24 protein-coding genes and 1 rRNA gene are annotated in these 24,371 nt (G+C 70.6%); 9 read left to right on the top strand and 16 right to left on the bottom strand.

Annotated features, from left to right (window positions below; translation table 11 throughout):
* Nucleotides 1-34 precede the first annotated feature (34 nt).
* The 8 genes from D7X99_RS06285 to D7X99_RS06250 all read right to left on the bottom strand — a co-directional run bounded on the left by D7X99_RS06285 (nucleotide 35) and on the right by D7X99_RS06250 (nucleotide 10,429).
* Complete coding sequence (locus tag D7X99_RS06285; protein WP_121776942.1) at nucleotides 35-844, bottom strand: carbohydrate ABC transporter permease; 810 nt, start codon at nucleotides 842-844, stop codon at nucleotides 35-37.
* Nucleotides 841-1,719 (bottom strand): carbohydrate ABC transporter permease, encoded by an 879-nt coding sequence (locus tag D7X99_RS06280; protein ID WP_121776941.1) that lies wholly within the window; start codon nucleotides 1,717-1,719, stop codon nucleotides 841-843. Before D7X99_RS06280 ends, D7X99_RS06285 begins: the two co-directional genes overlap by 4 nt.
* Complete coding sequence (locus D7X99_RS06275; RefSeq protein WP_121776940.1) at nucleotides 1,716-2,996, bottom strand: ABC transporter substrate-binding protein; 1,281 nt, start codon at nucleotides 2,994-2,996, stop codon at nucleotides 1,716-1,718. Before D7X99_RS06275 ends, D7X99_RS06280 begins: the two co-directional genes overlap by 4 nt.
* A 56-nt stretch (nucleotides 2,997-3,052) precedes the next feature.
* A complete protein-coding gene (locus tag D7X99_RS06270; RefSeq protein ID WP_121776939.1) occupies nucleotides 3,053-3,697 on the bottom strand; it encodes an EcsC family protein in 645 nt (214 codons plus the stop codon).
* A gap of 122 nt (nucleotides 3,698-3,819) precedes the next feature.
* On the bottom strand, nucleotides 3,820-5,355 hold the full coding sequence (locus tag D7X99_RS06265; RefSeq protein WP_211485278.1) for an ATP-binding protein: 1,536 nt from the start codon (nucleotides 5,353-5,355) through the stop codon (nucleotides 3,820-3,822).
* 44 nt (nucleotides 5,356-5,399) lie between these two features.
* A complete protein-coding gene (locus tag D7X99_RS06260; RefSeq protein ID WP_120579302.1) occupies nucleotides 5,400-5,864 on the bottom strand; it encodes a response regulator in 465 nt (154 codons plus the stop codon).
* Nucleotides 5,861-9,280 (bottom strand): PAS domain-containing protein, encoded by a 3,420-nt coding sequence (locus D7X99_RS06255; RefSeq protein WP_121776938.1) that lies wholly within the window; start codon nucleotides 9,278-9,280, stop codon nucleotides 5,861-5,863. The genes D7X99_RS06260 and D7X99_RS06255 overlap by 4 nt, the downstream gene beginning before the upstream one ends.
* 255 nt (nucleotides 9,281-9,535) lie before the next feature.
* Entirely contained in the window at nucleotides 9,536-10,429 is an 894-nt protein-coding gene (locus D7X99_RS06250; RefSeq protein WP_121776937.1) for a DUF4846 domain-containing protein, read from the bottom strand.
* Between the two features lie 193 nt (nucleotides 10,430-10,622).
* On the opposite strand from D7X99_RS06250, the gene D7X99_RS06245 reads away from it, so the two are divergent.
* Complete coding sequence (locus tag D7X99_RS06245) at nucleotides 10,623-11,225, top strand: CDP-alcohol phosphatidyltransferase family protein (RefSeq protein ID WP_233613137.1); 603 nt, start codon at nucleotides 10,623-10,625, stop codon at nucleotides 11,223-11,225.
* Nucleotides 11,226-11,235: 10 nt separating this feature from the next.
* Here the strand turns inward: D7X99_RS06245 and D7X99_RS06240 are convergent, their stop codons facing one another.
* From D7X99_RS06240 to glpD, 4 genes are all read right to left on the bottom strand, one after another.
* Complete coding sequence (locus D7X99_RS06240; RefSeq protein WP_233605194.1) at nucleotides 11,236-11,415, bottom strand: hypothetical protein; 180 nt, start codon at nucleotides 11,413-11,415, stop codon at nucleotides 11,236-11,238.
* A 79-nt stretch (nucleotides 11,416-11,494) separates the two neighbouring features.
* Nucleotides 11,495-12,208: a hypothetical protein gene (locus tag D7X99_RS06235; protein ID WP_147476037.1), complete on the bottom strand. Its 714-nt coding sequence runs from the start codon at nucleotides 12,206-12,208 to the stop codon at nucleotides 11,495-11,497.
* A 189-nt stretch (nucleotides 12,209-12,397) separates the two neighbouring features.
* Complete coding sequence (locus tag D7X99_RS06230) at nucleotides 12,398-14,209, bottom strand: S8 family serine peptidase (RefSeq protein WP_121776934.1); 1,812 nt, start codon at nucleotides 14,207-14,209, stop codon at nucleotides 12,398-12,400.
* Between the two features lie 276 nt (nucleotides 14,210-14,485).
* Nucleotides 14,486-16,183 (bottom strand): glycerol-3-phosphate dehydrogenase, encoded by a 1,698-nt coding sequence (gene glpD, locus D7X99_RS06225; RefSeq protein ID WP_121776933.1) that lies wholly within the window; start codon nucleotides 16,181-16,183, stop codon nucleotides 14,486-14,488.
* 208 nt (nucleotides 16,184-16,391) lie between these two features.
* Here glpD and D7X99_RS06220 point away from each other — a divergent pair, with 208 nt between their 5' ends.
* The 4 genes from D7X99_RS06220 (at nucleotide 16,392) to D7X99_RS06205 (ending at nucleotide 20,752) form a co-directional block, all read left to right on the top strand.
* Nucleotides 16,392-16,802, top strand: a complete 411-nt coding sequence (locus tag D7X99_RS06220; RefSeq protein ID WP_233613135.1) for a hypothetical protein — start codon at nucleotides 16,392-16,394, stop codon at nucleotides 16,800-16,802.
* A 148-nt stretch (nucleotides 16,803-16,950) separates the two neighbouring features.
* On the top strand, nucleotides 16,951-19,170 hold the full coding sequence (locus D7X99_RS06215; RefSeq protein WP_121776932.1) for a TonB-dependent receptor: 2,220 nt from the start codon (nucleotides 16,951-16,953) through the stop codon (nucleotides 19,168-19,170).
* Nucleotides 19,170-19,925 (top strand): hypothetical protein, encoded by a 756-nt coding sequence (locus tag D7X99_RS06210; RefSeq protein ID WP_121776931.1) that lies wholly within the window; start codon nucleotides 19,170-19,172, stop codon nucleotides 19,923-19,925. Before D7X99_RS06215 ends, D7X99_RS06210 begins: the two co-directional genes overlap by 1 nt.
* Nucleotides 19,922-20,752: a hypothetical protein gene (locus D7X99_RS06205; protein WP_121776930.1), complete on the top strand. Its 831-nt coding sequence runs from the start codon at nucleotides 19,922-19,924 to the stop codon at nucleotides 20,750-20,752. Before D7X99_RS06210 ends, D7X99_RS06205 begins: the two co-directional genes overlap by 4 nt.
* Before the next feature lie 55 nt (nucleotides 20,753-20,807).
* On the opposite strand, the gene D7X99_RS06200 is transcribed toward D7X99_RS06205, so the two are convergent.
* Nucleotides 20,808-21,002 carry a hypothetical protein gene (locus D7X99_RS06200; protein WP_120597503.1) on the bottom strand — a complete coding sequence of 65 codons (195 nt, stop codon included), beginning with the start codon at nucleotides 21,000-21,002 and terminating at the stop codon, nucleotides 20,808-20,810.
* A 217-nt stretch (nucleotides 21,003-21,219) separates the two neighbouring features.
* Between D7X99_RS06200 and D7X99_RS06195 the strand changes: the two genes are divergently transcribed.
* The 3 genes from D7X99_RS06195 (at nucleotide 21,220) to D7X99_RS06185 (ending at nucleotide 23,059) form a co-directional block, all read left to right on the top strand.
* Nucleotides 21,220-21,636 carry a hypothetical protein gene (locus D7X99_RS06195; protein WP_121777031.1) on the top strand — a complete coding sequence of 139 codons (417 nt, stop codon included), beginning with the start codon at nucleotides 21,220-21,222 and terminating at the stop codon, nucleotides 21,634-21,636.
* A 100-nt stretch (nucleotides 21,637-21,736) separates the two neighbouring features.
* On the top strand, nucleotides 21,737-22,081 hold the full coding sequence (locus tag D7X99_RS06190) for a hypothetical protein (protein WP_120567845.1): 345 nt from the start codon (nucleotides 21,737-21,739) through the stop codon (nucleotides 22,079-22,081).
* 9 nt (nucleotides 22,082-22,090) lie between these two features.
* Complete coding sequence (locus tag D7X99_RS06185; protein ID WP_121776929.1) at nucleotides 22,091-23,059, top strand: tetratricopeptide repeat protein; 969 nt, start codon at nucleotides 22,091-22,093, stop codon at nucleotides 23,057-23,059.
* Between the two features lie 14 nt (nucleotides 23,060-23,073).
* On the opposite strand, the gene D7X99_RS06180 is transcribed toward D7X99_RS06185, so the two are convergent.
* A complete protein-coding gene (locus tag D7X99_RS06180; protein WP_120544379.1) occupies nucleotides 23,074-23,373 on the bottom strand; it encodes a tetratricopeptide repeat protein in 300 nt (99 codons plus the stop codon).
* 31 nt (nucleotides 23,374-23,404) lie between these two features.
* On the opposite strand from D7X99_RS06180, the gene D7X99_RS06175 reads away from it, so the two are divergent.
* Nucleotides 23,405-23,605 (top strand): SlyX family protein, encoded by a 201-nt coding sequence (locus D7X99_RS06175; RefSeq protein ID WP_121776928.1) that lies wholly within the window; start codon nucleotides 23,405-23,407, stop codon nucleotides 23,603-23,605.
* A 9-nt stretch (nucleotides 23,606-23,614) separates the two neighbouring features.
* Here the strand turns inward: D7X99_RS06175 and D7X99_RS06170 are convergent, their stop codons facing one another.
* Nucleotides 23,615-24,061, bottom strand: a complete 447-nt coding sequence (locus D7X99_RS06170) for a hypothetical protein (RefSeq protein ID WP_120567841.1) — start codon at nucleotides 24,059-24,061, stop codon at nucleotides 23,615-23,617.
* A gap of 202 nt (nucleotides 24,062-24,263) precedes the next feature.
* Nucleotides 24,264-24,371: ribosomal RNA gene (gene rrf, locus D7X99_RS06165) — 5S ribosomal RNA — on the bottom strand; the annotation flags it as partial.

The following is a 24,371-nucleotide window of genomic DNA, read 5'->3' as shown; positions in this document are numbered from 1 at the left end:
TGAAGCGTACGCAACAGAAGCGTTGGGCCCGCGCCTACTCCTTCACCGCGCCGGCCGTGAGCCCGGACACGATGCGCCGCTGGAACAGCACCGTGAGCAACACCAGCGGCAGCGTGGCCACCACCGACGCGGCGGCGATCTCTCCCCACGGTTCCTTGTACTCACTGGCGAAGAGGCTGATGGCCACCGGCACCGTGCGCTTCTCCGGCGTGGACAGGAACGTCAGCGCGTAGAGGAACTCGTTCCACGCGAAGATGAAGACCAGGATGGCCGTCGTCGCCAGACCCGGCGCCGCCAGGGGCAACAGCACCCTTCGGAACGCGCCCACCGGCGTGCACCCATCCACCCGCGCGGCGCGGTACAGCTCGTCCGGCAGCTGGCGGAAGAACGACGTCAGCACCCACAACGTCAGCGGCAGCGCGAACGTCGTGTACGGCAACGCCAGCCCCACCAGGCTGTCCCTCAGCCCCACCGCGTTGAGGATGAGGTACAGCGGGCTCACCGTCGCGATGGGCGGGAACATCGACACGCCCAGCGCCGCGGACAGCAGCAGTCCCCTCCCCCGGAACTCCAGCTTCGCCAGCGCGAACGCCGCGGACGCGCCCACCGTGAGGCAGAACACCGTCGTCAGCGTCGCCACCACCAGCGAGTTCAACACCGCCCACAGGAACGGCCGCCCGAACAACACACTCTCGTAGTTCGCCCCCGTCAGGTGCGAAGGCCACGGCCGGGTCAACTCCCCGTCCGGCCACAAGCTCGTGAGCACCTGCCACAGGAACGGCCCCAGGAAGAACGTGAGGAACGCCACCACGGCCAACGCCGTGCCCAACCCTGGCCGCTTCATCGCCGCCCCTCCTCGCGCCCCAGCCAGCGCAGCCACACCACCGCCAGCAGCACCACGCACAGGAACGTCGCCACCGACAGCGTGCTGCCGTACCCGAAGTCCCCGGAGCGCATCAGCGTCTTGTACGCGTAGATGCTCAACGTCTCCGTTGTGTTCGCCGGTCCGCCCTCCGTCAGCACATAGATGGCGTCGAACACACGGAACGCGTCCAGCGACCGGAACAGCACCGCCAACAGCAGCGCGGGCTTCAGCAGGGGCATCGTGATGGACCGGAACTGCCGCCACCCCGACGCCCCGTCCACGCGCGCCGCCTTGTAGAGGTCCTCCGGAATCCCCTGCAGCCCCGCCAGCACCAGCAGCGCCACGAAGGGCGTCGTCTTCCACACGTCCACCAGGATGGCCGCGTGCAACGCATACCCCGGCGCCCCCAGCCAGTTGATCTCCGCCCCACCCAGCAGCCGGTTGATGAGCCCGTAGTCCGGATTGAACATCCACGCCCACAACCGAGCGCTCACCACCGTGGGAATCGCCCACGGCACCAGCACCGACGCGCGCAACAAGCCCCGCCCCGGGAACGCGCGGTTGAGCAGCAGCGCCAGCGGCACCGCGAGCAGCAGCTCCACAACCACCGCCACCGCCGTGAAGTACGCCGTGTTCCCCAGCGCGGACCAGAAGCGAACGTCCCCCATCAGGTAGGCGTAGTTCTCCAGCCCCGTGAAGCGCCGCTCGCCGAACACCAGGATGTACCGGTGCAGGCTCAGCCATATCGCCGCCAGCACCGGGTACAGCGCCACCACGGCCAGCACCACCACCGCGGGCGCCACCAGCAGGTACGCCTGCCGCCGCTCCCGAGCTTGCGAACCCGCGCCCCTCATTCCTCCTCCGGAGGCTGCTCACCGGTCAGGTGATCTACCTGCTTCTGCGCCCGAGTGAGCGCCACCTCCGGAGTCCGCAGGCCCGCCACGGCAGCGGAGAATTCGCTCTGCAGCACGTCCGCGATGAGCAGGTAGTACGGCGTCACCGGCCGGGGGCGCGCCCGCACCAGCGCCTCCTTCAGGCTCGCGATGAACGGCTCCGCCGCGCGCAGCTCCGGGTCGTCATACAGGGCCATCCGTGGCGGGTTGCGCGCGTAGTGCAGCGCCAGCACGCGGTTCGCCTCCGGCGACGTCAGGTGCGCGATGAGCCGCGCCGCCGCCTTCCTGCGCGCGGGCGAAACATGCGCGTTCACCGCGAGCTGCCACCCACCCAGCGTCCCCCACCCCGGCTGTCCATCCTTCGTCGGCAGCGGCGCGATGCCCACCTTGCCCCGGATGGGAGAGCCCTCCGCCTGCGCCTCGCTCCACGCATAGGGCCAGTTGCGCATGAACACCGCGCGGCCTTCCTGGAACACGCGCCGCGACTCCTCCTCGCCGAAGCCCGTGACCGTCGGAGGAGACAACCCGTCCGCGATGAGCCCATGCAGGTACGCCAGCGCCTCGCGAGCGGCCTCCGTCTCCAGGAGCACGCGCCCGTCCGTCCCCAGCGATTGCCCGCCGTGGCCCCAGATGGCCTCGTACACGTTGCAGGTCAGGCCCTCGTACTGCCGCCCCTGCCACACATAGCCCTGGATGCCGGGCGTCTTCGCCATCGCGTCGCGAGTGAAGCGCCGCAGCTCCTCGTAGGTGCGCGGCGCGCGAGGCACCAGGTCCGAGCGGTAGTAGAGGACGCCCACGTCCACGTACCAGGGCACCGCGTACGTGCGCCCGTTCATCACGACGGCGTCCACCGGTCCGGGCAGGAACTCCTGGCGCAGGCGCTCGGGAGGGAAGTCCTCGGACAGGTCCGCCACCCAGCCCGCGCGAGCGAACTCCGGCACCCAGACGACGTCCGCCACCAGCACGTCGAAGTCCGTGGCCTTGCCCTGCAACGACGTGAGGAAGAACTGGTGCGCCAGGTCCGATGAATTCGGCAGCGCCTCGGTCACCAACTCCACGTCCGGATTGGCGCGCTCGTACTGCGCCAGCAATTCACGGAACGGCTTCGGGTCACCCCACAGCGGCTGGAACTTGAAGACGATGCGAGTGCGGCCCCCCGTGCCCGCCTCCTCGGACGAGCGCCGGCAGCCTCCAACAGCGAGGCCCAGCGCGACGAGGAGGACAAGGAGGCGGCCCATGCGCCCGGATGACTCCAGCGCGAAGGCCCACCGTCAACGACAAGCCCCGCGCCCGGTCATCCAGGTGACACGGGCACCAAGGCCCCAAGCCCTGGAGCGAACAACCGCCGGGCCGTGGCCCCCACCGCGCGGCACGCGAGCGCATCCACCGCGCCGCCCACCAGCCCACCGGCCAGCGGCACCACCTTCGACAGGTTCACGACGCCCTTCTGCGACGCCTTGCTCACCAGCCGGAAGCCCACCGCGCGGTTGATGCTGCTCAGCGCATGCATCGGCACGGCCTCCAGCGCGCGCATGCCCAGCTGCTGGCTCACTTCGATACCGGCCTGCTTCACCACTTCCTTGCCAATGTCCCCCACGATGGCCAGCAGCGTGAGGGTCCGCACGCGGTCCTCCTCCACGTCATGCCCGTGGATGCGAGCAATGGCACCCACCAGCCGCGCCTGCACCATCCACGACACGCCCAGGCCCGCGGGCAGCGACACCGGCAGGGTGAGCAGGCCGCCCAGTCCGGCCAGGAAGCCCGTGGTGAACAGCTTCCCCGTCTCCCAGTGGATGAGCGAATTGATGCGCGCCTCGTGGTCCGCGTAGCGCGTGTCCCGCAGGTACTCGTCCGCCAGCCCCGTCGCGCTGCACAGCGGCCCCAGGCCATCGAAGCCCGCGTTCAGCACGGCGTTCACGACTTCCAGCGGCTTCGACATGCGTCCATCCTCCACGATGAGGCCAGCCCCGCATCCTAACCGGCGCAGGTCCCCTGCTGGAGCCAGGCGGCTCCGCCACCGGCCCCCCAGTCCGTCCTCCTCCAGGCAGGCACGCGAACCCCCTACTCCAGCGCCGGAACGGTCAGCTCCTTCGGAGGAACCCGAGGCAGGCGCACGGTGAACACCGTGCCCTCCGCCGCGGACGAACGCGCGTCCACCGTCCCGCCGTGCGCCAGCACCAGCTGCCGGACGATGTAGAGCCCCAGCCCGATGCTGCGCTCGGAGCGCCCCGCCGTCGTGCCGCGCTGGAGCGGCTCGAAGATGCGCGGGAGCATCTCCGGGGGAATGGGGTCCCCACCATTGCGCACGTTCACCACGACAGCGTCCTGCTCGCCCCGGCTCTCCACGCGCACCGGCGTGTCCTCCGGGCTGTACTTCAGCGCGTTGCCCAGGATGTTGGACAGCACCTGCGCCATCCGGTCGGAGTCCCACGCCCCCTGCCCGTCCCCCACCTGCTCCATCTGGAGGATGCGCTCCGGATGCGCCGTGCGCGCCTCCTCCACCACCTGCAGCGTGAGCGCGTGGAAGTCGCACGGCGCCGCGTGCACCGGGATGCCGCCGCCCATGCGCGCCTGCGTGAAGTCCAACAGGTCGCGGATCATCCGCGTGGCCCGCTCCGCCGCGGACAGGACGCGCGCCGCCGCCTTCGCGTGCCACGGCTGGATGTCGTCGCGCCGGAGCATCAGCGATGCGCCCGTGAGGATGGCGCCCAGTGGGTTGCGCAGGTCGTGGCTGACGATGCCAATGAGCTGCTGCTCGAACTCCACCCGCGCCTGCGCCTCGTGCACCAGCTTCTGCCGCTCCTCCTCCGCCCGCCGCCGCTCCGTGATGTCGCGCATGGCGCCCACGATGCGCCGCGCCTTCCCGCTCGCTCCGCGCAGGATGGAGCCCTGCGCCGCCACGTACGCGTACTCCCCGTCCTTGCGCAGCACGCGGTACTCGTCCTGCCACCGGTCTTCGTCCGAATCGAACGCCCGCTGCAGCCCCGACAGCACCCGCTCGCGGTCCTCGCCGTGGATGTGCCGGCGCCACCACGCCGCGTCCGCGTCCACCTCTTCCAGGGGGAAGCCGAAGACCTCCTCCGTCGCGTCGCCAATCCAGTGCATCGTGTCCGTCTGGAGATCCAGGTCCCAGATGGCGTCGAAGCTCGCGTGCGCCACCAGCTGGTAGCGCTCCTCGGAGCGGCGCAGCGCCTCCTCCGTGCGCTTGCGCAGCCGCACCCCTTCCGCCTCGCGCAGCGCCCGCCGCACGCTGGGGCCCAGCCGCTCCAGCCGGTCCTTCAGCACGTAGTCCGTGGCGCCGCGCTTGAGCAGCTCGATGGCGCGGTCCTCGCCCAGCGCGCCGGACACGAAGAGGAACGGCGTGTCCGGACACACGGCCTTCGCCGCCTCCAGCGCGCTCATCCCGTCGAAGCCCGGCACGTTGTAGTCCGACAGGATGAGGTCGAACCTCCCCTTCTCCAGCGCCGCGACGAAGGCCGCCCGCGCCTGCACGCACTCCAGCGTTGAAGGCAGCCCGCCCTCCTCCAGCTGCGCGGCCACCAGCTGCGCGTCCAGCGGGCTGTCCTCCAGCAAGAGGATGGACAGGGGCCGTTCCATCGAAGGCAGAGTCGTCAGGTCCCGCGCGGCACCGCCGCGTGCGTTCACTTGGGGGCTCCAGTCGTGCCGGGAGAGCCCGGAGGCGGCTGGTTCACCACCGCCCAGAACAGCCCCAGCTCGCGCAGCGCGGACACGAAGTCCGGGAAGGCCACGGGCTTCACCACGTAGGCGTTCACGCCCAGGCCGTAGCTGCGCGCCAGGTCCCGCTCCTCGCGCGACGAGGTGAGCATCACCACCGGCACCGCCTTCAGCTCCGGGGCGCCCTTCACCTTCTCCAGCACCTCCAGCCCGTCCACCTTCGGCAGCTTCAAATCCAACAGCACCACCGCCGGGTGGCCGTCCTGCCGGTTCGCGTACTCGCCCTTGCGGAAGAGGTAGTCCAGCGCTTGCTGTCCGTCGCGCACCACCACCACCTCGTTGGCCAGGTGCACCTCTTCCAGCGCCGCCAGGGTGAGCGCCACGTCGTTGGCGCTGTCTTCCACCAGGAGGATCCGCTTGAGGTCAATCACGCGTGCGTCTCGACTTTCTTCTCCACGGGAGAAGCGCGGGGCAGGGTGAAGGTGAAGGACGCGCCCTGCCCCACGGCGCCCTCCGCCCAGGTCCGTCCTCCATGGCGAGACACGATGCGCCGCACGTTCGCGAGCCCGATACCGGTGCCCTCGAACTCCTCGGCCGTGTGCAGGCGCTGGAAGACGCCGAACAACTTATCCACGTACTGCATCTCGAAGCCCACGCCGTTGTCGCGCACCCACACCGCGACCTCGCCTTCCGTCTCGCGTGCCCCCACCTCGATGAGGGTCTCCGGCTTGGGGCGGGTATACTTCAGCGCGTTCGCCAACAGGTTGTGGATGACCTGCCGCAGGAGCGACGGGTCGCCTTCCACCGTGGGCAGGCTTCCCACCCGCCACTCCACCTGCCGCCCGGTGGCCTCCGGCATCAGGTCGCGCCGGGCCTCCTCCACCAGCTGGCCCAGGTCCACCCGCGACTGGCGCAGCTCCGCCCGGCCCATGCGGCTGAACGCGAGCAGGTCATCCACCAGCGTGCCGCCCTGCTTCGCCGCGCCCGCGATGGTGGAGAGGTAGCCCTTCGCCACGTCGTCCAGCTTCGCGCCCGCCCGCCGCTCCAGCAACTGCGCGAAGCCGGTGATGTGGCGCAGCGGCGCGCGCAGGTCGTGCGACACGGAGTAGCTGAAGGACTCCAGCTCCTTGTTCGCCTCCTGGAGCTGGGCGGTGCGCTCGCGCACGCGCTTCTCCAGGCCCGTGTTGAGGTGGCGGATCTCCTCCTCCGCCTGCTTGAGGCTCTCCAGCGTGCGGCGCTCGTCGTCGATGTCCGTGTTGGTGCCGAACCAGCGGACGATGCGCCCCTCGCCGTCCCGCACGGGCCTGGCGCGCGACAGGAACCAGCGGTAGCTGCCGTCCGCGCGGCGCAGGCGGAACTGGTCCTCCCACAGCGTCCCCTCGCGCAGGGCCGCGTTGAAGCGCTCCAGCACGCGCCCGGCGTCCTCCGGGTCGATCAGCTCGTTCCAGTCCTTCTCCCCCACCTGCGAGGGCGACGTGCCGGTGTAGTCGTACCAGCGCTGGTTGAACCAGAAGAGGCGCCCCTCCGGCTCCGCCATCCACGACAGCTGCGGGATGGAGTCCGCCAGCGTGCGGAACTGCTGCTCGCGCTCCTTCAGCTCCGCGGCCAGCGCCTCGATGCGCCGGCGCGCCAGCACCTGCTCCGTCACCTCCCAGGACACGGACACGATGCCGTCCACCTTGCCCTCCGCGTTGCGCAGCGGCTGGAAGGTGAGGTTGAAGTAGCCCTCGGGCGCGTCCTGCCCCACGTCACGGCCCAGGCGCATGGGCACCTCGTGGCCGCGGTAGGTCTCGCCGGTGCGGTAGACCTCCTCCAACTGGGCCACCTGCCCCTGGTCGTTCAGCTCCGGCAGCGCCTGGCGCACGGTCAGCCCCAGGAGCGGCCGGGCCCCGGTGAGCTTCAGGCGCAGGTCGTTGGCCATCTCGAAGACGAGCTCCGGCCCGCGCAGCACGGTGATGGCGGCGGGCAGCTGCTTGAGCACCGCGAACAGGTTGCGCCGCTCCGCCTGCGCCGTCTCGTACAGGCGCGCGTTCTCCAGCGCCACGCTGGCCATCTGCGCCAGCTGCACGGCGATGGTCTCGTCCTCCGCGTCGAAGTCGCCCTCCAGCTTGTCGGACACCTGCATCAGGCCCAGGTTGCGGCCGTCATGCCCCACCAGCGGCACCGCCAGGAAGCCCTTCAGGGGCAGCGCGGGCCGCGGCGCGGCGGGCGCTTCGGTGTAGGCCGCGTGCTGACGCAGCTCCGCGCGCGTCAGGCGCAGCGGCCGGTTCTCCTGGCACACCCGGGCGAAGAGTCCGCGCTCGTCCACGCCCACCTGGGCGGCGCCGGGCGCCTGCGGATCATGCTCCACCGCGGACAGCGAGCCGAGCGTCGGCGCGTCCCGTCCGTCCGCCACCTGCACGAAGGACTGGTTCGCGCCAATCAGCTTGCGCGCCTTGAGCGTCACGAGCTCCAGGATGGCCGGCACGCTGCCCGCCGCGTTGAGCGCCAGGCTCGCGCGCGACAGGCCGCGAAGCTGCTCGGTGCGGCGCAATTCGCCCGCCATCAGACGGGCCCGCTCCGCGTCGGCGCGCTTGCGAGCGGTGATGTCCTGCACGGTGCCCACGAAGCGCACCGGCTTGCCGTCCTGGAAGTGCGTGCGGCCCGTGGCGCGCACCCAGCGCTCCACGCCGTCCTTCAAACCCACGGTGCGGTAGGCCACGTCGTAGTCGCCCTTGCCCGTGGGGTCCCAGCTGAGCGCGATCGCGCGCTGCACGGCGTCCCGGTCCTCCACGTGCAGGCCCGCGAGGAACAACTCGTAGGACGACTCCGAATCGGGCGGCAGGCCGAAGAGCGCCTTGCAGCGCGCATCCCACCTGAGCTCGCCCGTCACCACGTCCATGTCGAAGGTGCCCAGCGCCGTGGCCGTCAGCGCCAGACGCAGGCGCTGCTCGCTGTCCGCCAGCGCGGCCTGCTGCTTTCGCAAGTCCTGCGTGAGCGCCTCCGTGTGCCGGCGCGCGCGCACGAACTCCGTCACGTCGGTGGCCAGGGTGATGATGCCGGACGCGGTGCCGTCCACCTCCACCATCGGGTGGTAGATGACGTTGAAGAAGACGGAGTCCGGCTGGCCGTCGCGCACCAGCTTCACCTCGAACTCCGGCCGCACGAAGGGCTGCCTCGTGCGCACCACCCCGCGCAGCACCTCCATGATTTCCGGCTGCGAGGCCATCTCCGGGAACGCGTCCAGCAGCGCCTGTCCCGGCGTCACCCGCCGGCCCACCAGGAGCTCGTAGTAGGGGTTCGCCAGCTCGAAGACGAAGTCCGGCCCGCGCGTGATGGAGATGCCCACCGGGGCCTGCATGAAGAAGGCGTGCAGCCGCTCGCGGTGGACGGCCTCCAGGGCGTCGCGCTCGCGCTCGCGCAGCGACTCCTCGCGCCGCTGCACGGCTTCGCGCGCCAGGTGCAGCTCCACGAACATGGACACCTTCGCCAGGAGGATTTCAGGCCGCAGCGGCTTGCGCAGGTAGTCCACCGCGCCGTGCGCGTACGCCGCCAGCCACTCCTTCTCGTCGCCGTCGCCCGCGGTCATCAGCAGCACGGGCGTGCGCCGGCTGCGCTCGCGCTCGCGCAGGAGGCCCAGCACCTCCACGCCCGTCATGTCGCCCAGGTTCATGTCCATCAGGACGGCGGCGAAGTCCTCGTCCAGCACGCGCCGCAGGGCCTCGCGTCCGGAGGTGGCGCGCACCAGCCGCTGCCCCAGGGGCAAGAGGATGCCCTCCAGCGCCAGGAGGTGGCCGGGCGTGTCGTCGACAATGAGGATGCTGGCCCTGGGAGAAGACGCGGGCACGGATGCGGCGGCGGAGGACATGGTGGAGGCTCGGGGGACGGGCTCCTCTTCCCTTTAGGCTGACGGGCACTCGGCGGGGGACGGGCCCGGCTTCGGTGTGTCGCCCGTTGACGGCAGGACAACACTCCACGCCGCAACCTGCCTCCTGCCTCCCGTCGATTCCAGAAGAACCCTCGGGAGTTGCCCGTTTCACGCCTTCCCGTCCGCCAGGAGACCCACCAGGAGGGCGCCCGTCCCCCAGGCTGCACCTCGTTGGTGCTTCAGGTTTCCAGTCGATCAGGGCGAGGACAGGCGTCGCAGGGACGTCATGGGGAATGGCGCCCAGAAGGGCGTCGCCAGGCTCTCCCCTTCCAGCGGGAACCAGGCCCCGTCCCTTCCCGCCAGGACGTGGAAGTCCTGCGCGGGGGTGAAGCCCTGGCCCACGAGCGCCATCCGTTCACCCTTCGCGTTGGTGGCTACGTCCAGCACGAGCACCGTGTGGCCGGGGCTGCCGCCCAGGACGAAGAAGTCCCCGGGGCGCAGCTGCTCCCGCGTGGGACGGGAGCCTTCCGCTTGGATCGACAGGGTGCCTGCGTAGGTGAAGAGCAGGTTCAGGTAGTTCCGGAAGGCCGCCCGCGAGCTGTCCGCCGCCGCGCTCCCCGGCACCCACGTCACCTTCGAGCCGGAGACGCGCGCCCGCTCCCCGGACGCGTACTTGGGCCAGGACGCCAGGTGGCCGCTGGTGAAGCGGTAGGCGATGCGCTCCGACTGGCCGGACGCCCAGCGCCACTCCGCGTGAAGGCGCAGGATGGAGTCCGCGCACTGCTGGAGGTTCGCGGTGCCCACGTCCAGCTCCCCCACCGCCGCCAGCCGGGAGTCGGAGGCCGCCAGCACGGTATTGCCCTGGAAGTCGCGCACGGGGGAGCCATCGGAGCGCAGGGGCAGTCCGCGCAACCAGGCGCCAAAGGAGCCCGCCTCCAGGGGCATGCGCGTGTAGCCCTCCGGCGGCGCGAAGGTCTCCTCCAGCGAGCGCACCTGGGCGGAGGCTGGCAGCCACGGGTAGCGCGTCCGCTCCTCCGCCGTGGGAGCACGGGTCGCGACCTTCGCCCGTCCGGCCGCTTCACAGCTCGCCAGCGGCAGCGCGACGGTGAGCAGGGTGGCCAGTGCCAGCAGGGGGCGGAAGGTTCCCATCGCGTTCAAGAGGCGGACTCCAGGAGGACGGAGGCCGGGGAAAATCCCGGGCCATGCCCTGGGACACCGTACGCGGGCCGCGGGGTCCTTTCGTTGAACGTGGATCCACGAGGGCACCGGAGGAGTTCTTCGCTGGACGCTCGCCATGCCGGGCAGGTGCGCCCCGGGGGCCGAGCACTACCTTTTGAAAGCCATGCACCGTCGGGCAAGCCTCGTGCTGCTCAATACGCTGTCCCTGTCGCGACTGCCGCTCGCCGCGGTGTTCATCGCGGTGTCGGACCTGCGCATGAGGGCCTTCCTGGTGGTGCTGGCGGCGGCGACGGACTTCCTGGACGGCTGGATTGCCCGGCACCGGGGACTGGCCACGCGCATGGGAGCGCTCATCGACCCGGTGGCGGACCGCGCCTTCATGGTGACGGCCTTCATCGTGTGTCTGCTGGACGGGCTCATCGACCCCGTGGAGCTGACGCTGCTGCTCCTGCGGGACATCGGCACGGCCATCGGCTTCATCGTCGCCAGGGTGCGGCCGGACATGCGGGCCGTCGAGCTCAAGGCGCGGATGCTGGGCAAGGTCGTCACGACGTTGCAGCTCGCGGTGTTGCTGTGCGTCCTGCTCTACCCGCCGCTGGTGCGGCCGCTCGTGGCGCTCGTCGCGCTGCTGTCGCTGGCGTCGGTGGTGGACTACACGCGGGCGGTGTGGCGTCAGCGTCAGGGCCGGGGACTGCCGCCGTCACGGCCGTCCTCGCACCTTCCCCAGGGGCCCACGGGTGCGCCCATGGGGTCCGTGCGGGAGTGACGCGAAGGCCTCACGCGGGCACGGCGCGCATGTCCACGGACAAGGCCAACCGGGCGCGTTCGCGCTCCATGGCGGCGCGCTCGCCGTCGGACAGGGCGTCCCAGACCTCGTCCATCGTGTCGAGCAGCGCATCCGCTTCGGGTGAATCCCCGCCGGGCGCGCAGGCGCGGACGAGGGCCAACTTGTGCAACAGGGTTCGGTATCGGTTGTAGACCGTCATCGTGCGGGAGACGCGGACCAGGCCATGCGGCTGACGGAGGGGCCGCGGGCTACCGGCGGCGTTGAGTCTCGGCGTCGCGTCGGGCCTCGGCGCCGGTCAGCACGGCGATCTCCCGCGTGTGGCTCCGGCCCACCAGGTTCACGGTGGCGCGCACACGCTCGCCCTCCTTGAGCTCCGTCACACCGATGTCCTCACCGTCGCGGACGACGCGCGTCTGGGTGCTGATCTCCAGCGGCAGGCGTGAGCCATCGTTGTCGATGACGACCACCGTGTCGGACACCGAGCGCACCTTCCCCCGGTAGATGGCATCCACCACCGCGACGCCCTGCGAGGCGCCAGGAGCGGAGGGCTTCGCCGTGGAGGGAGCCCCTGTCCCCGTGTTGCCCGTCCCCCCCGTGCCCGAGTTCGTCTCCGGGCCCGGGTTGGGAGGAGTCGTCTGCCCCTCCGGGCTCGGCTCCGCGCTGGGGCTGTTCGGATCCGACCCAGCCTCGGTGCCCTGCGCGGGCGCGGCGCCAGGAGCCGTCCCAGCGGGAGCCTGCGTGTTCGTCCCGGAGCCGCCCGTCCCAGGCTGCTGTTGCTGCACGGGCGCTGGAGCTTGCGGCGTGGCCGAGGGAGTCCGCGGCGTGATGACTCGCGCACCCGCGGGAGCAGGAGTCTCCTCGGACGCCGCGTCATCCTCCATGCCGCCGGATGGAGTCCCGGCGCACATCAGCAGGCAGGCCAGCCCCGCGATTCCCAATCCCAGCCAGGTGTCTCGCCTCATGCGCCGCGTGCCTCCCTTCTTGGGAAGGTGCATGCGCACGCGGCGCGAACCACCCGCCCGGAGGACTGGCGCTCGCATGCCCGCCCGGGCTGCCAACCCACGACCCGGCGCCTGCTCGGGAAAAGGAAACGCCCCCGGTCCCACGAAGGGACGCGGGGGCGTCAGGCCCACGGGCGCGAAGGCGCGCGGTTACGGCAGCGGGAGCGGACCGCCGCCCTGGGGCAGCGTGCGCGCCAGCTCCACGGCCTTGGCCGCCTGCACCAGGCCATACCCGTACTTCTCGTCCTTGCCCGGCGTCGTCTTGTCGTCCTTCGCCGTCTTCTCCAGCACCGCGCGCACGTGCGCGGCGCTCAGGTCCGGCCGGGCGCTGAACACCAGCGCGGCGACGCCCGACACGTGCGGGGTGGCCATGGAGGTACCCGACTCGCGCTGGTAGTCCAGGCCGGTGATGGACACCGTCACATCCTGGCCCAGCAGCTTCTTGAGGGACGCGCCGGTCGCCATGGACACCGACACCGTGGGCACCCAGTGCGAGTTCGAGGAGCCCAGCGTGAAGGTGCCCTCCGCGTCGTCCGCCACGTTGTTGCCGATGATGACCGCGCGGGCGCCGGCCTGGATGACGTTGCGCGCCTTCTCCTCGAAGAACAGGTCGCCGCGGTCCACGTACGCGACGAAGCCGTCGCAGGTGGCGGTCTCACCGCACGCAGCGCGGTCCGCGCCCAGGCCGCAGTTGACCAGCCGGCCCGTGTACGTGCCCTGCGCGGTGTACGTGAGCGGCGACGAGGTGACGGGCGCCGACGCCGCGGTCACCGAGGACAGCGACGCCGCCCCCAGCACCGTGGCGCTCAGCACGTTCACACCCGGCCCCACCACGGACAGCTCCTGGCCGAACTGCGAGAAGGGCGCGTACTCGCCCTGCAGGTCCACCGCGCCCACCGCCATCACCGACGGCAGGTACGCGGCCGGATACGCGATGCCGCGCTTGCCGTCGTTGCCGCTGGCCGCGACGGACAGCATCCCGTTGCCGTTCTCCCAGACCTTCTCGAACATGAGCTGCTCGGTCTCTGACGGATCCGGCGCGCCCAGCGACAGCGAGGCAACCCTCGCCCCTTGCGAATGGCACCAGTCCACCGCCGCGATGACGTCATCCGTGCGGCCGCCGCCGTCCGTGTCCAGCACGCGCGCGACGAGCAGCGACGCGCCCGGCGCCACGCCCACCACGCCGTTCGGCTCCTCCCCGGGCGCCACGCGCGCGCCGGAGCCCGCGCCGAACTGCGCCAGGATGGTCGCGGACACGTGCGTGCCGTGGCCGCCGCCCACCGTCACCACGCCCTGGGACACGCTCTGGTCGGACGGGTCGTCGTCGTCGTCGACGAAGTCCTTGCCCATGACGAACGCCGCCTTCAGCTCCGGGTGCTTGCTGTCCCAGCCGCTGTCGATGACGCACACCTTCACGCCCTCGCCCGTGGGCGCGCCGGGGTCGATGACGCCGTCGTTGTTCGCGTCCCACACCTGCGGGGCCTGGATCAGCTTCAGCCCCTCCGTGTACTCGCCCACCGACCCCTGCGTGCTGTACGCGCCCTGCCACGACGCCAGCGGCGGGGGCGTGGGCAGACCCAGCGCGCGCACGCGGCGATTGGGCGTCACGGAGAGCACGTCCGGGTGGAGCTTCAGCGCGGAGATGGCCTCCGGCGACAGCCGTGCGGACACCACGTTCATGTTCGGGATGCGGCGCTTCACCGTGCCGCCCTCGCGCTCCACGGCCGCCGCGATGTCCGCCGACGCGGCCAGCGCGCTCGCGGTCACCTTCGGCTTGTAGGTGATGATGACGCCGTCCGGCGCCGTGTCCGTGCTCAGCGGGGAGACCCCCGGCTTCGGCAGCGACACCTCCGAGGTGCCAGGACACACCTGGGGCAGGACATCGATGGGTTCGGGGTCGCTGCCACAGCCGCTCGCCACCAGTCCGGACAACCCGAGCCCAAGCCAAAGCCAACGCTTCATGGGGTGTATCTCCTTCGCCCGGCCAACGTGGATTACCGCGCCGTGACCTGCCGCCCCCGAAAAGGGGGCCGGGAAGAACGGGCCGACCCTGCTTCCCGTTCCCAAGACGATTTAAGCATGGACGCAGCACGACTGCTCGGGCGGCTGTCGTGCGCCCGACGGCCATCCGGTGCCGGTCCATCGTGAGGCGCTCAACGCTCAGCGAGGGAAGCGCCTCGTTCGCGGCAGGACGTCCGGCCCGGCATGACGCACCGTGCCCGGCCACCTGGCAGGACGTCAGGCGTCGGAAGGATCCACGCCGAAGATGCGCTGTGCATCCACGGCGTAGGCCGCCAGCTGACGCTCGGTCTCCGCGGCGTCCCAACCCAGGCGAGGCGCCATCACCTCCGCGGCGCGGACGGCGGCGGCGCGGCCCTGGTCGCGCGTCTCGAACGCGACCTTGAGGCGGCGGATGAGCAGGTCCGCCAGCGTCTGGACCATCTCATGGGACACGCCCCAGGCGGCCTCGGCGCGGCGGTAGGGCAGGCCCTCCACCAGCGGCTCGGCCAGCGCGGGCGACTCGCGAGTGAGCGCCCATACGGCGTGCCAGCGGCTGCCGTACGCGCGGACCAGGTGTTCGCCCGTGGCAGCATCCCCCACCTCCTGCTTCGCCGCCGCGAGCTCCGCGTCCAGCTTGAGGATGTCGCCGCCCGGCAGGGGCTGCTCGTGGGTGACGGGCTTCTTGTGCGGGCGGGACAGGTGGCGCTCCACGGCGTTGACCACGTCGCGGGCCATGACCCGGAAGGTGGTGAGCTTGCCGCCGCTGATGGCCAGCACGCCGGACGGGCTGACGTCGATGGAGTGCTCGCGGCTGGCGCTGCCCGCGTCGCTGTTGCCGTGGTAGCCGCTCGCCGCAAGCGGGCGGATGCCGGCCCAGGCGCTGACCATGTCCTCGCGGGTGAGGTTCGCCTCGGGGAAGAAGGCGTTGGCGGAGGAGAGCAGGTAGGCCACGTCCGCCTCGCTCGCGCGCACCTCGGCCGGGTGGGCGCGGGTGGCGGTCTCCGTCGTGCCGATGAGGGTGAACGCATCCGCGGGCAGGATGAACATCACGCGGCCATCCACGGGCGACAGGAGCGTGAGCGCGTCCCCGATGTTCAGCCGCGAGCGGGGCACGGCGATGTGCACGCCCTTGCTGCCGCGCACCGCGGGCCCCGTGCGCTCCTGCTGCGAGTCCAGCCGGCGGATCTCATCGCTCCAGGGCCCGGTCGCGTTGACGACGGCGCGAGCGTGCACGGTGTGCTCCAGGCCGGTGAGGTGATCCACCACCACCGCGCCCTTCACCTTGCCGTCCTCCAGCACCAGCCGCTTCACGGAGGCGTGGTTGAGCACCACCGCGCCGGCCTCGCTCGCGCCCAGCGCGTTGGCCAGCGTGAGGCGAGCATCGTCGGTGGCCGCGTCGTAGTAGCGGGCGCCGCCCTTGAGCCCCTCGGAGCGGATGCCGGGCTCGGCCTCCACCAGCTGCTTGAGCGACAGGCGCTGATACGCCTTCACGTTCCGGAACAGGGACAGGGCGTCGTACAGCATCAGGCCCGCGTTGAGCTTCCAGCGCGGCACGCGAGCCCCTTCGTAGACGGGCCAGATGAAGGCCAGCGGGCGCACCAGGTGAGGCGCCAGGTGGAGCAGGCGGCGCCGCTCGATGCTCGACTCGAAGACGAGACCCAGGTGGCCATGCTCCAGGTAGCGCAGGCCACCGTGGATGAGGCGCGACGAGCGGCTGGACGTCCCGCTGGCGAAGTCCTCGCGCTCCACCAGGGCCACCTTCAGGCCCCGCAGCGCCGCGTCCCGAGCAGCACCCGCCCCCGTCACCCCGCCGCCAATGACGAGCAGGTCGAACGACTCACTCCCCAGCGCACGCAGACGGTCGGCGCGCGAGGGCGGGGCAGGAACCTCGGTAGAGGCAGGCAGGGAACGAAGAGCGGCGGATTCGGAACGCACGTGACGAGTCTATGACGGGAAGTCTGTGGCCGCAGCGGATTCCGATGCAATGCGTCAAGCGGTCCACGGGGTCATGGGACTGGGCGGCAAGGAACTGTCTGGCAGCGGGCGGCGGAGGCCACCTTGCGTGTCGGGGGGAGGACGGATAGGCAGGCAGCCGCCTCACCTCCCCCGTCCTGGACGCTCCGCCGCCGTACACCGAACCGCCGTGTGGGACACCCGAGACCGACGAGACCTGGCGTTCCTGGGACTGTGGGTCCTGGTGTACGGGCTCGCGGTGGCGCCGGTGCTGCACGCGGTGGTGGGACACGGCGGAGGCCTGGGGCGCCACGAGCACGGCGTCAGCACCCACGTCCACCGAACTCAGGCCGCATGTGACGCGACCCGGGCCGCGTGTCCGACGGAGTCCGAGCAGGCTACGCCGGACGGAGCGAAGCGGGGCCATGGCCACCAGCATCTGACGGGCTCGGTGGAGCACCTGCTGGCGGTGGCGGCGAGCTGGACGGTGTTCGTGCCGCCGAAGTTGCGCTGGGTGTCCTGGCGCGTGGAGCCGGAGCGAAGCCCGGAGTGGTCACCGGGTCAGCGGTTGCGGTCCGCGGCGATGCCGCAGGGCCCATAGCCCCCTTCGGACTTCCGGAAGGATGACTCGCGAGCATGCGGACCGTCTGGCCCAGGCCAGACACGGGCCTGCGTGAGCGTGTGTCCTCGAGCCCCGTCTGTCTTTCAACCCGCACGCCCCGGAACGCGTCCCGACGCGAGCCGGGGACGTGCCGTCGTCTCCTCGTGTCGTCCCCACCGTGACCATGTTGCTCATCGCGTTCGCCACGCTCTCGACGTGCCTTCCCTCGGTCATGCCCGCCGCACAAGAAGGGCCGCGCCCGGAAGACACCGGCCACGCGGCAACAGAAGCCACGCAGCAACAGAAGCAACCCGAAACACAACAGGCCCCAGCCCCGAATGAACCCGGCGCGCCCCTTCCCGAGCAGCAGTCTCCGGAAGCCCCCGCCGCCACGCCACCCACGGAAGCCACCGGGAAGCAGCGGTCCACGGTGGTGCGAGGCACGCGTCCGGCCCAGAGCGCCGCCGAAGTCACCCTCGGCCGGGACATCCTCGACACGGCACCGCGAATGAACGCGACGGACGTGCTCCGCGTGGTCCCGGGCCTGGTGGCCTCGCAGCACAGCGGCGAAGGCAAGGCGCAGCAGCTCTTCCTCCGAGGCTTCGACGCGCTCCACGGCCAGGACGTGGAGCTGAACGTCGGAGGCCTGCCGGTGAACGAGGTGAGCCACATCCACGCGCTGGGCTACGCGGACACCAACTTCATCATCCCGGAGCTCGTCCAATCGCTGGAGGTGACGGAGGGCTCCTACCGCGCGTTCCAGGGGGACTTCGCGGTAGCAGGAACGGTGCGCATGGACCTGGGCGCGCGTGAAAAGGGCGTGGAGTTCGCCGGCACGCTGGGCCAGTTCAACACGCGCCGGCTCGTCGTGACGGTCCGCCCGGGCGAGGACCCCGGCACCTTCGCGGCGGCGGAAATCGGAGAGAGCGACGGCTTCGGGCCCCAGCGAGGCTACGGCCGGGCCACCCTGCTCGCCCAGGCGGACCTGGACCTGGGCCACGGCCTGAGCGCGCGAATCCTGGGAGGAAGCTACGTCACGCGCTTCGACTCACCCGGAGTGGTGCGCGAGGACGACCTCGAAGCCGGGCGTCGCACCTTCTACTCCGGCTCCTTCGACCGGCAGGGAGGCACGGTCTCCAGGCACCAGCTGCTCATCGGCGTGGACCTCCCGCGCGAGGGCACCGCGCGCACGCGCCTGGAGGCCTTCGGAATCCGCTCGGACCTGCGCCTGCGCAACAACTTCACGGGCTACCGGGTGGACGACCGGGGCGACGGCCTGGAGCAGACCCACGACGGCTCCACGCTGGGCCTGCGAGCCGAGCACCGCCGCCAGGTCACGCTCTTCGACCGCCCCGTAGCGCTGGAGCTCGGCCTGGGAGGAAGGCGCGACGGCATCCACCAGACGCAACACCGTTACCGCGAGACGGACGGCACCTTCTTCGCGGGCGAAGTAGACGCGGACATCACGCAGACGGACGTCTGGGGTTACGCCGAAGCCAGGCTCCCCGTGGGCCGCTGGGCCTTCCGGCTGGGAGGCCGCGCGGACGCGCTGGGCGTGGAGGTCTTCGACGCGCTCGCCTTCCGAGACCCGCGCTACTACGACGGGCAGGGCTACTCGCGCAGCGCCTTCGGTGTGCACTGGGGCGCGAAGGCCGGCGTCGAATACGCGCTCACGGACACCTGGGCCCTCTTCGCCAGTTACGGAGACGGCTTCCGTTCCCCGCAGGCGCGAAGCCTCGCGGAAGGAGAACAAGCCCCCTTCGTCAACGTGCACGGCGCGGAACTGGGCACGAGGAAGGACGGAGAACGTCTGTCCATCCAGGCGAGCGCCTTCGGCTCGCAGGTGTCGGACGACTTCTTCTTCGACCACACGGTGGGCACCACCGTCTTCACGGGAGAGACGCTGCGCACCGGCATCTCCGCGTCCCTGCAGGCGCGTCCGCTCGAAGGCGTCACGGCCGCGCTGAGCGCCACGGTGGCGAACGCGACGGTGACGAAGACGGACGCGAAGCTCCCCTACTTCGCGCCGCTGGTCGCCCGAGCGGACATCGGTTGGGAGAAGCCGCTGCCCGGCATCGGCTCCGTGCTGTCGCTGGGCACGGGCCTCACGCTCATCGGCCCCAGGCCCCTGCCCTACGACGAACACAGCCACACCGTGTTCCTCGCGGACGTGCAGGCCGCGCTGCGCAGGGGAGCACTCGCGCTGCGGCTCGACGTGAAGAACCTGCTCAACACGCGCTGGCGCGACGGCGAGTTCGTCTACAGCTCGCGCTTCGACCCCACCGCCCAGCCGAGCCTCGTTCCAGCCAGACATTTCACCGCGGGGGCGCCACGCGTGGCCTCGCTCACCCTGGAGGTCCACCTGTGATGAACCCGATTGCACTGGCCTTGACCGTGGCCCTGATGAGCCTGGGCTGCGGAGGCAAGACCGAAGCCGAGCGCCGCACCTTCGCCGTGACGATGACGGCGACAGCGCCCACGGCACCCAACGAGTACGGCTGGACGGTGACGCCCGAAGCCGCGCAGCTCTCCGTGGGCTCGGTGCGCTTCTTCGAGGGCCGAGTGCTGCTGTCGCAACGCCTCCCCCGCTTCGAATGGTACTCGCTCATCGGAGGCACCGCGCACGCGCACCCTGGCCACTATGTCCCCGGGGATGCATTGGGAGAGGTACTCAACGCCCGCACCGTGGATCTGCTCGCGGGAGGCAACCTGGGTGACGCCAACGCCGTCACGGGTTCGTACGGCTCACTGGAGCTGACGCTCGTGACGCCCACGGCTGCCACGGACGCGCAGAACATCCTCGGAGGCCACCAGGCCCACGTGCGAGGCACCGCGACCCACACGTCCGGAGCCACGGTGCGCTTCGACGCGACGGTGGATCTGCCCAAGGCCATCGAAGGCGTGCGCTTCGAGCGCGACCTCCAGAAGGAGGCCGGCTTCGTGCGCATCGCAGTGGATCTGGGGACATGGATGGACCGCATCGACTTCGCCACCGCGTCGCTTCCGGACGCGGCTGGCGTTTCCACCTTCCCCGCCAACAGCCAGGCCCAGAACGGCCTGGTGCGCGGCGTGGAAGACACCAGCGCCTACGTCGTGACGTGGGTGGAAGGAGCAGCGGAATGAAGAAGCATTGGCTGATGGGAGTGTCCTGCCTGGCCCTGGTCGCCTGCTCGTCGGGTCAAGGCAACGTGACGTTCACCGCGTACGGGGAGGACTTCATCGAGAAGGAGATCCCCGCCAGCGCCTTCGAGGACGGCTGGACGGTGAAGTACACCAAGTTCCTCGTGAAGCTGAGCGAGGTGAAGGTCGCCAACCACGAGGGAGAGACCGCCGCCGAGCAGACGGCCGCGAAGGTCTACGACGTGCACCGTCCGGGCCCCGTGGACGTCGCGAAGTTCAGCGACCTGGCCGCCGAGGAATGGGACGAGGTGAGCTACGCCATCGCCCCCGCCACGGACGCCACCGCAGGCAACGCGGACATGGAGGACGTGACGCGGATGAACACCGAAGGGTGGTCCGTCTACGTCGAGGGCACGGCCACCAAGGGCGCGGCGACCAAGAGCTTCCACTGGGGCTTCGCGACCAACACGACCTACGAACACTGCGAGAACGAGGACATCGGCAACGGCGTCACGGTACCCAAGGGCAGCACGGAGACGGTGCAGCTCACCATCCACGGCGACCACTTGTTCTTCGACGACCTCCAATCGCCGGATGCGAAGATGCGCTTCGACGCCATCGCCGCGGCGGACAGCACGGGCATCGTCGGCCCGGACGGTGAAATCACGCTGGATGAACTGGGACTGGTGAACCTGACGACTCTGCCCTCGGACCAGTACGGCACGGGAGGCGCGGGCAGCGTGCGGACGCTGCGCGACTTCGTGACGGCGCTCGTGCGCACGGTGGGCCACTACCGCGGCGAAGGCGAGTGCTCGCCGCGCGTCCGCTAGGACAACGCCCCCGGAGGGGCCGGCCCGAACGCGCGGCCGGCCTCTCCCGTTTCACTCAGCGCTTCGAGGAATCATCCCCGCCCGTCATGCCCCCACCGCCGTGCGACGGCATGTTGGACGGCGGGTTCGGAGGACGGTTCGGGTTCATCTGGTTGGAGCGGTTGTCCTGGGCGGACTTGTGCTCCGGGCGCTCGGGGTTCTTCGTGTTGGAGCGCTGATCATTCGGGCTCGGGGTCTTGTGCTTGCTCATCGTGCGGCGTCCTCCGTGTGTCCGGACATGGGCGCCCGGACGGAAGGCACGGTAGGGAGACGCCCCCGGGAAGCGCAGGGGCCCAGCAGGCGCTGCCTGGTGTCCAGCACCGGTCGCTCGGCCTGCCCTCCCCGTCCAGGGAACGCTCGCCGCGGTCTCCTCTGGATGCCAGGGAGGATGCGAGTGCCTACTCCTTGACTCCGGGGAGGTGCGGCGCGTGAAGACCGTGACCTACGAACGCAGTGGCCAGACGAACACCGGGGCGCAGGCGCTGCGAGTGGAAGGCCTCAAGCACCTGCGAGTCCTTGAACAGGGCGAACCGGTGGTGGAGCGGGACCTGACGCCAGAGGAGATCCACCGCCTGGCCCCGTTGCTGGAACCCCTGCAGCAGGAGCCCGAACCCGCCACCCTCGCGCCCCAAGCAGGAAGCCCGGACATCCTGGCGGTGACCCTGGCCTTCGAGGACGAGGAGACGCCCCGGTTGAGGCTCGCCACCGAGCGGCTGCCCGCGAAGGGAGGTGGGTATGATCGCCTGCTCGCGGAGCTGGACGCCCTGCTGTCGGCGGAGCTCCACGCGCGAGCCCCTCGCCATGCCCACGCCGTCCTTCCGCACCAACTCCGTCACGATGAATGACCGAGGCCGCACGGTCCGTGAGGGCCGCGCCTGCCGGGGCACAGCAGGGGAGCAGCCGGGGCCGGTTGCCCTGGAGGCCCGGTTCTGACAGACAAGAAGCATGAAGCGCGTGCAGTTCTCCGTGCACCGCACGGTTGGAGAGGCACGGATGCTGGCGGGGGCCCTGGAATCGGCCGGGCTCTCGGTCGACATCCGCGGTGAGTCCCTGGTCCCGCTGAGCGGAGAGATCCCCAGCACCGAGGCCTGGGTGGAGCTGTGGCTGTGGCCGCAGGAGCTGGAAGCCGGGCGCCAGGTCCTCGCGGAGCTCCAGGCCAACCAGGAGGCCGCCAACCGTTCGGTGACGTGTCCACGCTGTGGCGAGGAGAACCCCGCCAACTTCGAACTCTGCTGGAGCTGCGAGCTGGAACTGCCGTCGGGGCTGCGCCCACACCTCCGGGCCGTCTAGAAACGCCCCATGAGCGACCCAGCGAACGAACCGGAGGAGCGGAGCGGCCGCCGCCGGCCCCAGGGGCTCCGGGGCGTCCTCTGGGTCTGCGGGGCGGCGCTCGCCATTCACGTCATCCCCCTGCTCCTGCCCCGCGACATGCCCGAGCAGGAACTGGCCATCGCGAGGGCCACGGAGAACGTGGAGGGCCGCCTGCGGTTCCTAGTGCCCCTGAAGCACAACGACAAGGCAACGGCGGCGGACCTGCGCGAGGCGGCCGAGCTCCTGCGCGAAGGAGCCCCCGCGGAAGCGCACGACCTGGCCCTGGAAGCCGAGCGGAGGGACCCGAATGCCCTGGAGACCCAGCTCCTGCTCGCGCGCATCTGCGACCGGGAGCGGATGTCCCGCTGCGTGGACCAGTCGCTCGAGAAGGCACGGAAGCTCGCGCCGGCGGACCCACGGCCGGAGCTGCTCTGGGCGGACCTGAGCGAGGCGAAGGGCGATGTCGGCGGCGCCACGGAGGCCCTGTCCCGAGCCTACAGTCGCACTCCAGGAGATCCCCTCATCGGCCTGCGCTACGGCCGGCTGCTCAGCCGGATGGGCAGGCCCGAGGACGCCCTGAAGGTCTTCACCTCCCTGGAGGGCAAGGTCCCCACGGCCCGGCTCCTGGTGGAACAGGGACTGGTGCTGACCAGAAATGGCCGGAGCCGCGAAGCCGTGGGGCTGTTGCAGCAGGCGGTGCAGAAGGACCCGAAGCTCACGGAAGGCCACTTCCAGTTGGGCATCGCCTGGTTCCAGTTGGGGAACGAGACCGCCGCCGAGGAGGCCCTGCGTCAGGCGGACCGGCTGAACGTGTCCGACACGCGGGCCCTGGGCACCCTCTGCACCCTCCAGCTGAAGGCGGGGAAGTTCGAGGGAGCACGCCAGACGCGGACGGACCTGGAGCGGCGCTTCCCACAGCGAATGGACGCCATCCGGGAGCAGTGCCGGCTGCCCTGAGGCACAGGAGACGCTCAACGCGGCTCCTGCCCCCGAATCTGGCGCAGCATCCGCGCAGAGGCGATGACCGGCGCGTCCACGGACCCGTCGGCCCGTTCGGTGCGCACCACCGCCTGGAGGAAGGGGATTGCCTCTTCATCCCGGCCCTGCTGGAAGAGCAACTCCCCCAGCGCGAACCGTGCCTGGGTGAGGAGGACCAGGTCCTCCGCCGCCACGGCCGCATCGATGGCATCACTCAGCGCGGACTCCGCCAACTCGGGCTGTCCGCGTCCAAGCAGCTCGCGGGCGCGCTGCAGGTATTCAAGGGTATTCATGGGGCACGGTCCCCAAGCGGAGAAGACGGCAATGGAAGACAAGCGCCTGGTCGAGCTGGAAATCCGCTACACGCAGCAGCAGGAGCTGCTGCAGGAGCTGAACGACGTGCTCTACCAGCAGGGTCGCGTCATCGACGCGCTCCGGGTGGAGCTGGACCAGCTCAAGCGCAAGCTGGACGCCGAGCCGGGCCTGGTGGACGCCCGCCAACAGGAGCGGCCACCGCACTACTGAGCCAGGACCTCAGAACTTGTAGCCCAGCCGCAGGCCGATGATGGGATTCGGATCGAGGTAGCCCACCTCGATGCCGATGCTCGCGGCCTTGCCCTGGAGGCCAAAGCCAAACGCAGCATGGGCCTTGAAGGTGTCGCCCTTGAAGAAGATCCACGGGCCGGCGAGCCCCTCGATGTAGACGTTCCGGCCCACCGTCGCGCGAAGCGAGATGTCCAACGGAACGCCGATGATGTTGCCGTCCGTGACGAGCACCGCGCCGAACCGGGCACCCACGAAGAGTGGACCCGCCACATGCCCTTCAACGCCCAGCGTGAAGTTGAACGCGGCGCTGGTGTCCACCCAGTAGTCCGCGCCCACGCCCAGGCGGACGCCGGACTGCTGCGCCTTGGACTCCGCGGGCGCCAGCAGGAGCCCCAATGCGAACAGACCAGCGGCGTAGATTCGAAGCAGATGCATGCGAGAGGCTCCTGTCCAGAGAGGGGGGAAGGAGCGCCACTCAAGCAAAGCAGCCAGGGTCAGGCCAGCCTCAAAGCCAGGCGGCTGTACGTTCGCATCCCGTCGGATCAATCCACGAAGAGACGTGTGCCCGAAACCCGTGACACAAGCCCGCAAAGACAAAGCCCCTGGCGCCTTGCGGCGCCAGGGGCTTTCAAAAAGAATCCGGCAGCGACCTACTCTCCCACGCGGTTTCCCGCGGAGTACCATCGGCTCTGGAGGGCTTAACTTCCGTGTTCGGGATGGGAACGGGTGTGACCCCTCCGACATT

Source organism: Corallococcus sp. AB032C (assembly GCF_003668935.1).
Classification (GTDB): Bacteria; Myxococcota; Myxococcia; order Myxococcales; family Myxococcaceae; genus Corallococcus; species Corallococcus exiguus.
The sequence above is the reverse complement of the archived record's forward strand: the minus strand, read 5'-3'. Positions and strand labels throughout refer to the sequence as shown.

Coding starts and splice junctions, on each gene's coding strand:
- D7X99_RS06285 (WP_121776942.1), bottom strand. CDS start 844: ATGAAGCGGCCAGGGTTGGGCACGGCGTTGGCCGTGGTGGCGTTCCTC.
- D7X99_RS06280 (WP_121776941.1), bottom strand. CDS start 1,719: ATGAGGGGCGCGGGTTCGCAAGCTCGGGAGCGGCGGCAGGCGTACCTG.
- D7X99_RS06275 (WP_121776940.1), bottom strand. CDS start 2,996: ATGGGCCGCCTCCTTGTCCTCCTCGTCGCGCTGGGCCTCGCTGTTGGA.
- D7X99_RS06270 (WP_121776939.1), bottom strand. CDS start 3,697: ATGTCGAAGCCGCTGGAAGTCGTGAACGCCGTGCTGAACGCGGGCTTC.
- D7X99_RS06265 (WP_211485278.1), bottom strand. CDS start 5,355: ATGGAACGGCCCCTGTCCATCCTCTTGCTGGAGGACAGCCCGCTGGAC.
- D7X99_RS06255 (WP_121776938.1), bottom strand. CDS start 9,280: ATGTCCTCCGCCGCCGCATCCGTGCCCGCGTCTTCTCCCAGGGCCAGC.
- D7X99_RS06250 (WP_121776937.1), bottom strand. CDS start 10,429: ATGGGAACCTTCCGCCCCCTGCTGGCACTGGCCACCCTGCTCACCGTC.
- D7X99_RS06245 (WP_233613137.1), top strand. CDS start 10,623: ATGCACCGTCGGGCAAGCCTCGTGCTGCTCAATACGCTGTCCCTGTCG.
- D7X99_RS06235 (WP_147476037.1), bottom strand. CDS start 12,208: ATGAGGCGAGACACCTGGCTGGGATTGGGAATCGCGGGGCTGGCCTGC.
- D7X99_RS06230 (WP_121776934.1), bottom strand. CDS start 14,209: ATGAAGCGTTGGCTTTGGCTTGGGCTCGGGTTGTCCGGACTGGTGGCG.
- D7X99_RS06210 (WP_121776931.1), top strand. CDS start 19,170: ATGAACCCGATTGCACTGGCCTTGACCGTGGCCCTGATGAGCCTGGGC.
- D7X99_RS06205 (WP_121776930.1), top strand. CDS start 19,922: ATGAAGAAGCATTGGCTGATGGGAGTGTCCTGCCTGGCCCTGGTCGCC.
- D7X99_RS06200 (WP_120597503.1), bottom strand. CDS start 21,002: ATGAGCAAGCACAAGACCCCGAGCCCGAATGATCAGCGCTCCAACACG.
- D7X99_RS06190 (WP_120567845.1), top strand. CDS start 21,737: ATGAAGCGCGTGCAGTTCTCCGTGCACCGCACGGTTGGAGAGGCACGG.
- D7X99_RS06185 (WP_121776929.1), top strand. CDS start 22,091: ATGAGCGACCCAGCGAACGAACCGGAGGAGCGGAGCGGCCGCCGCCGG.
- D7X99_RS06180 (WP_120544379.1), bottom strand. CDS start 23,373: ATGAATACCCTTGAATACCTGCAGCGCGCCCGCGAGCTGCTTGGACGC.
- D7X99_RS06175 (WP_121776928.1), top strand. CDS start 23,405: ATGGAAGACAAGCGCCTGGTCGAGCTGGAAATCCGCTACACGCAGCAG.
- D7X99_RS06170 (WP_120567841.1), bottom strand. CDS start 24,061: ATGCATCTGCTTCGAATCTACGCCGCTGGTCTGTTCGCATTGGGGCTC.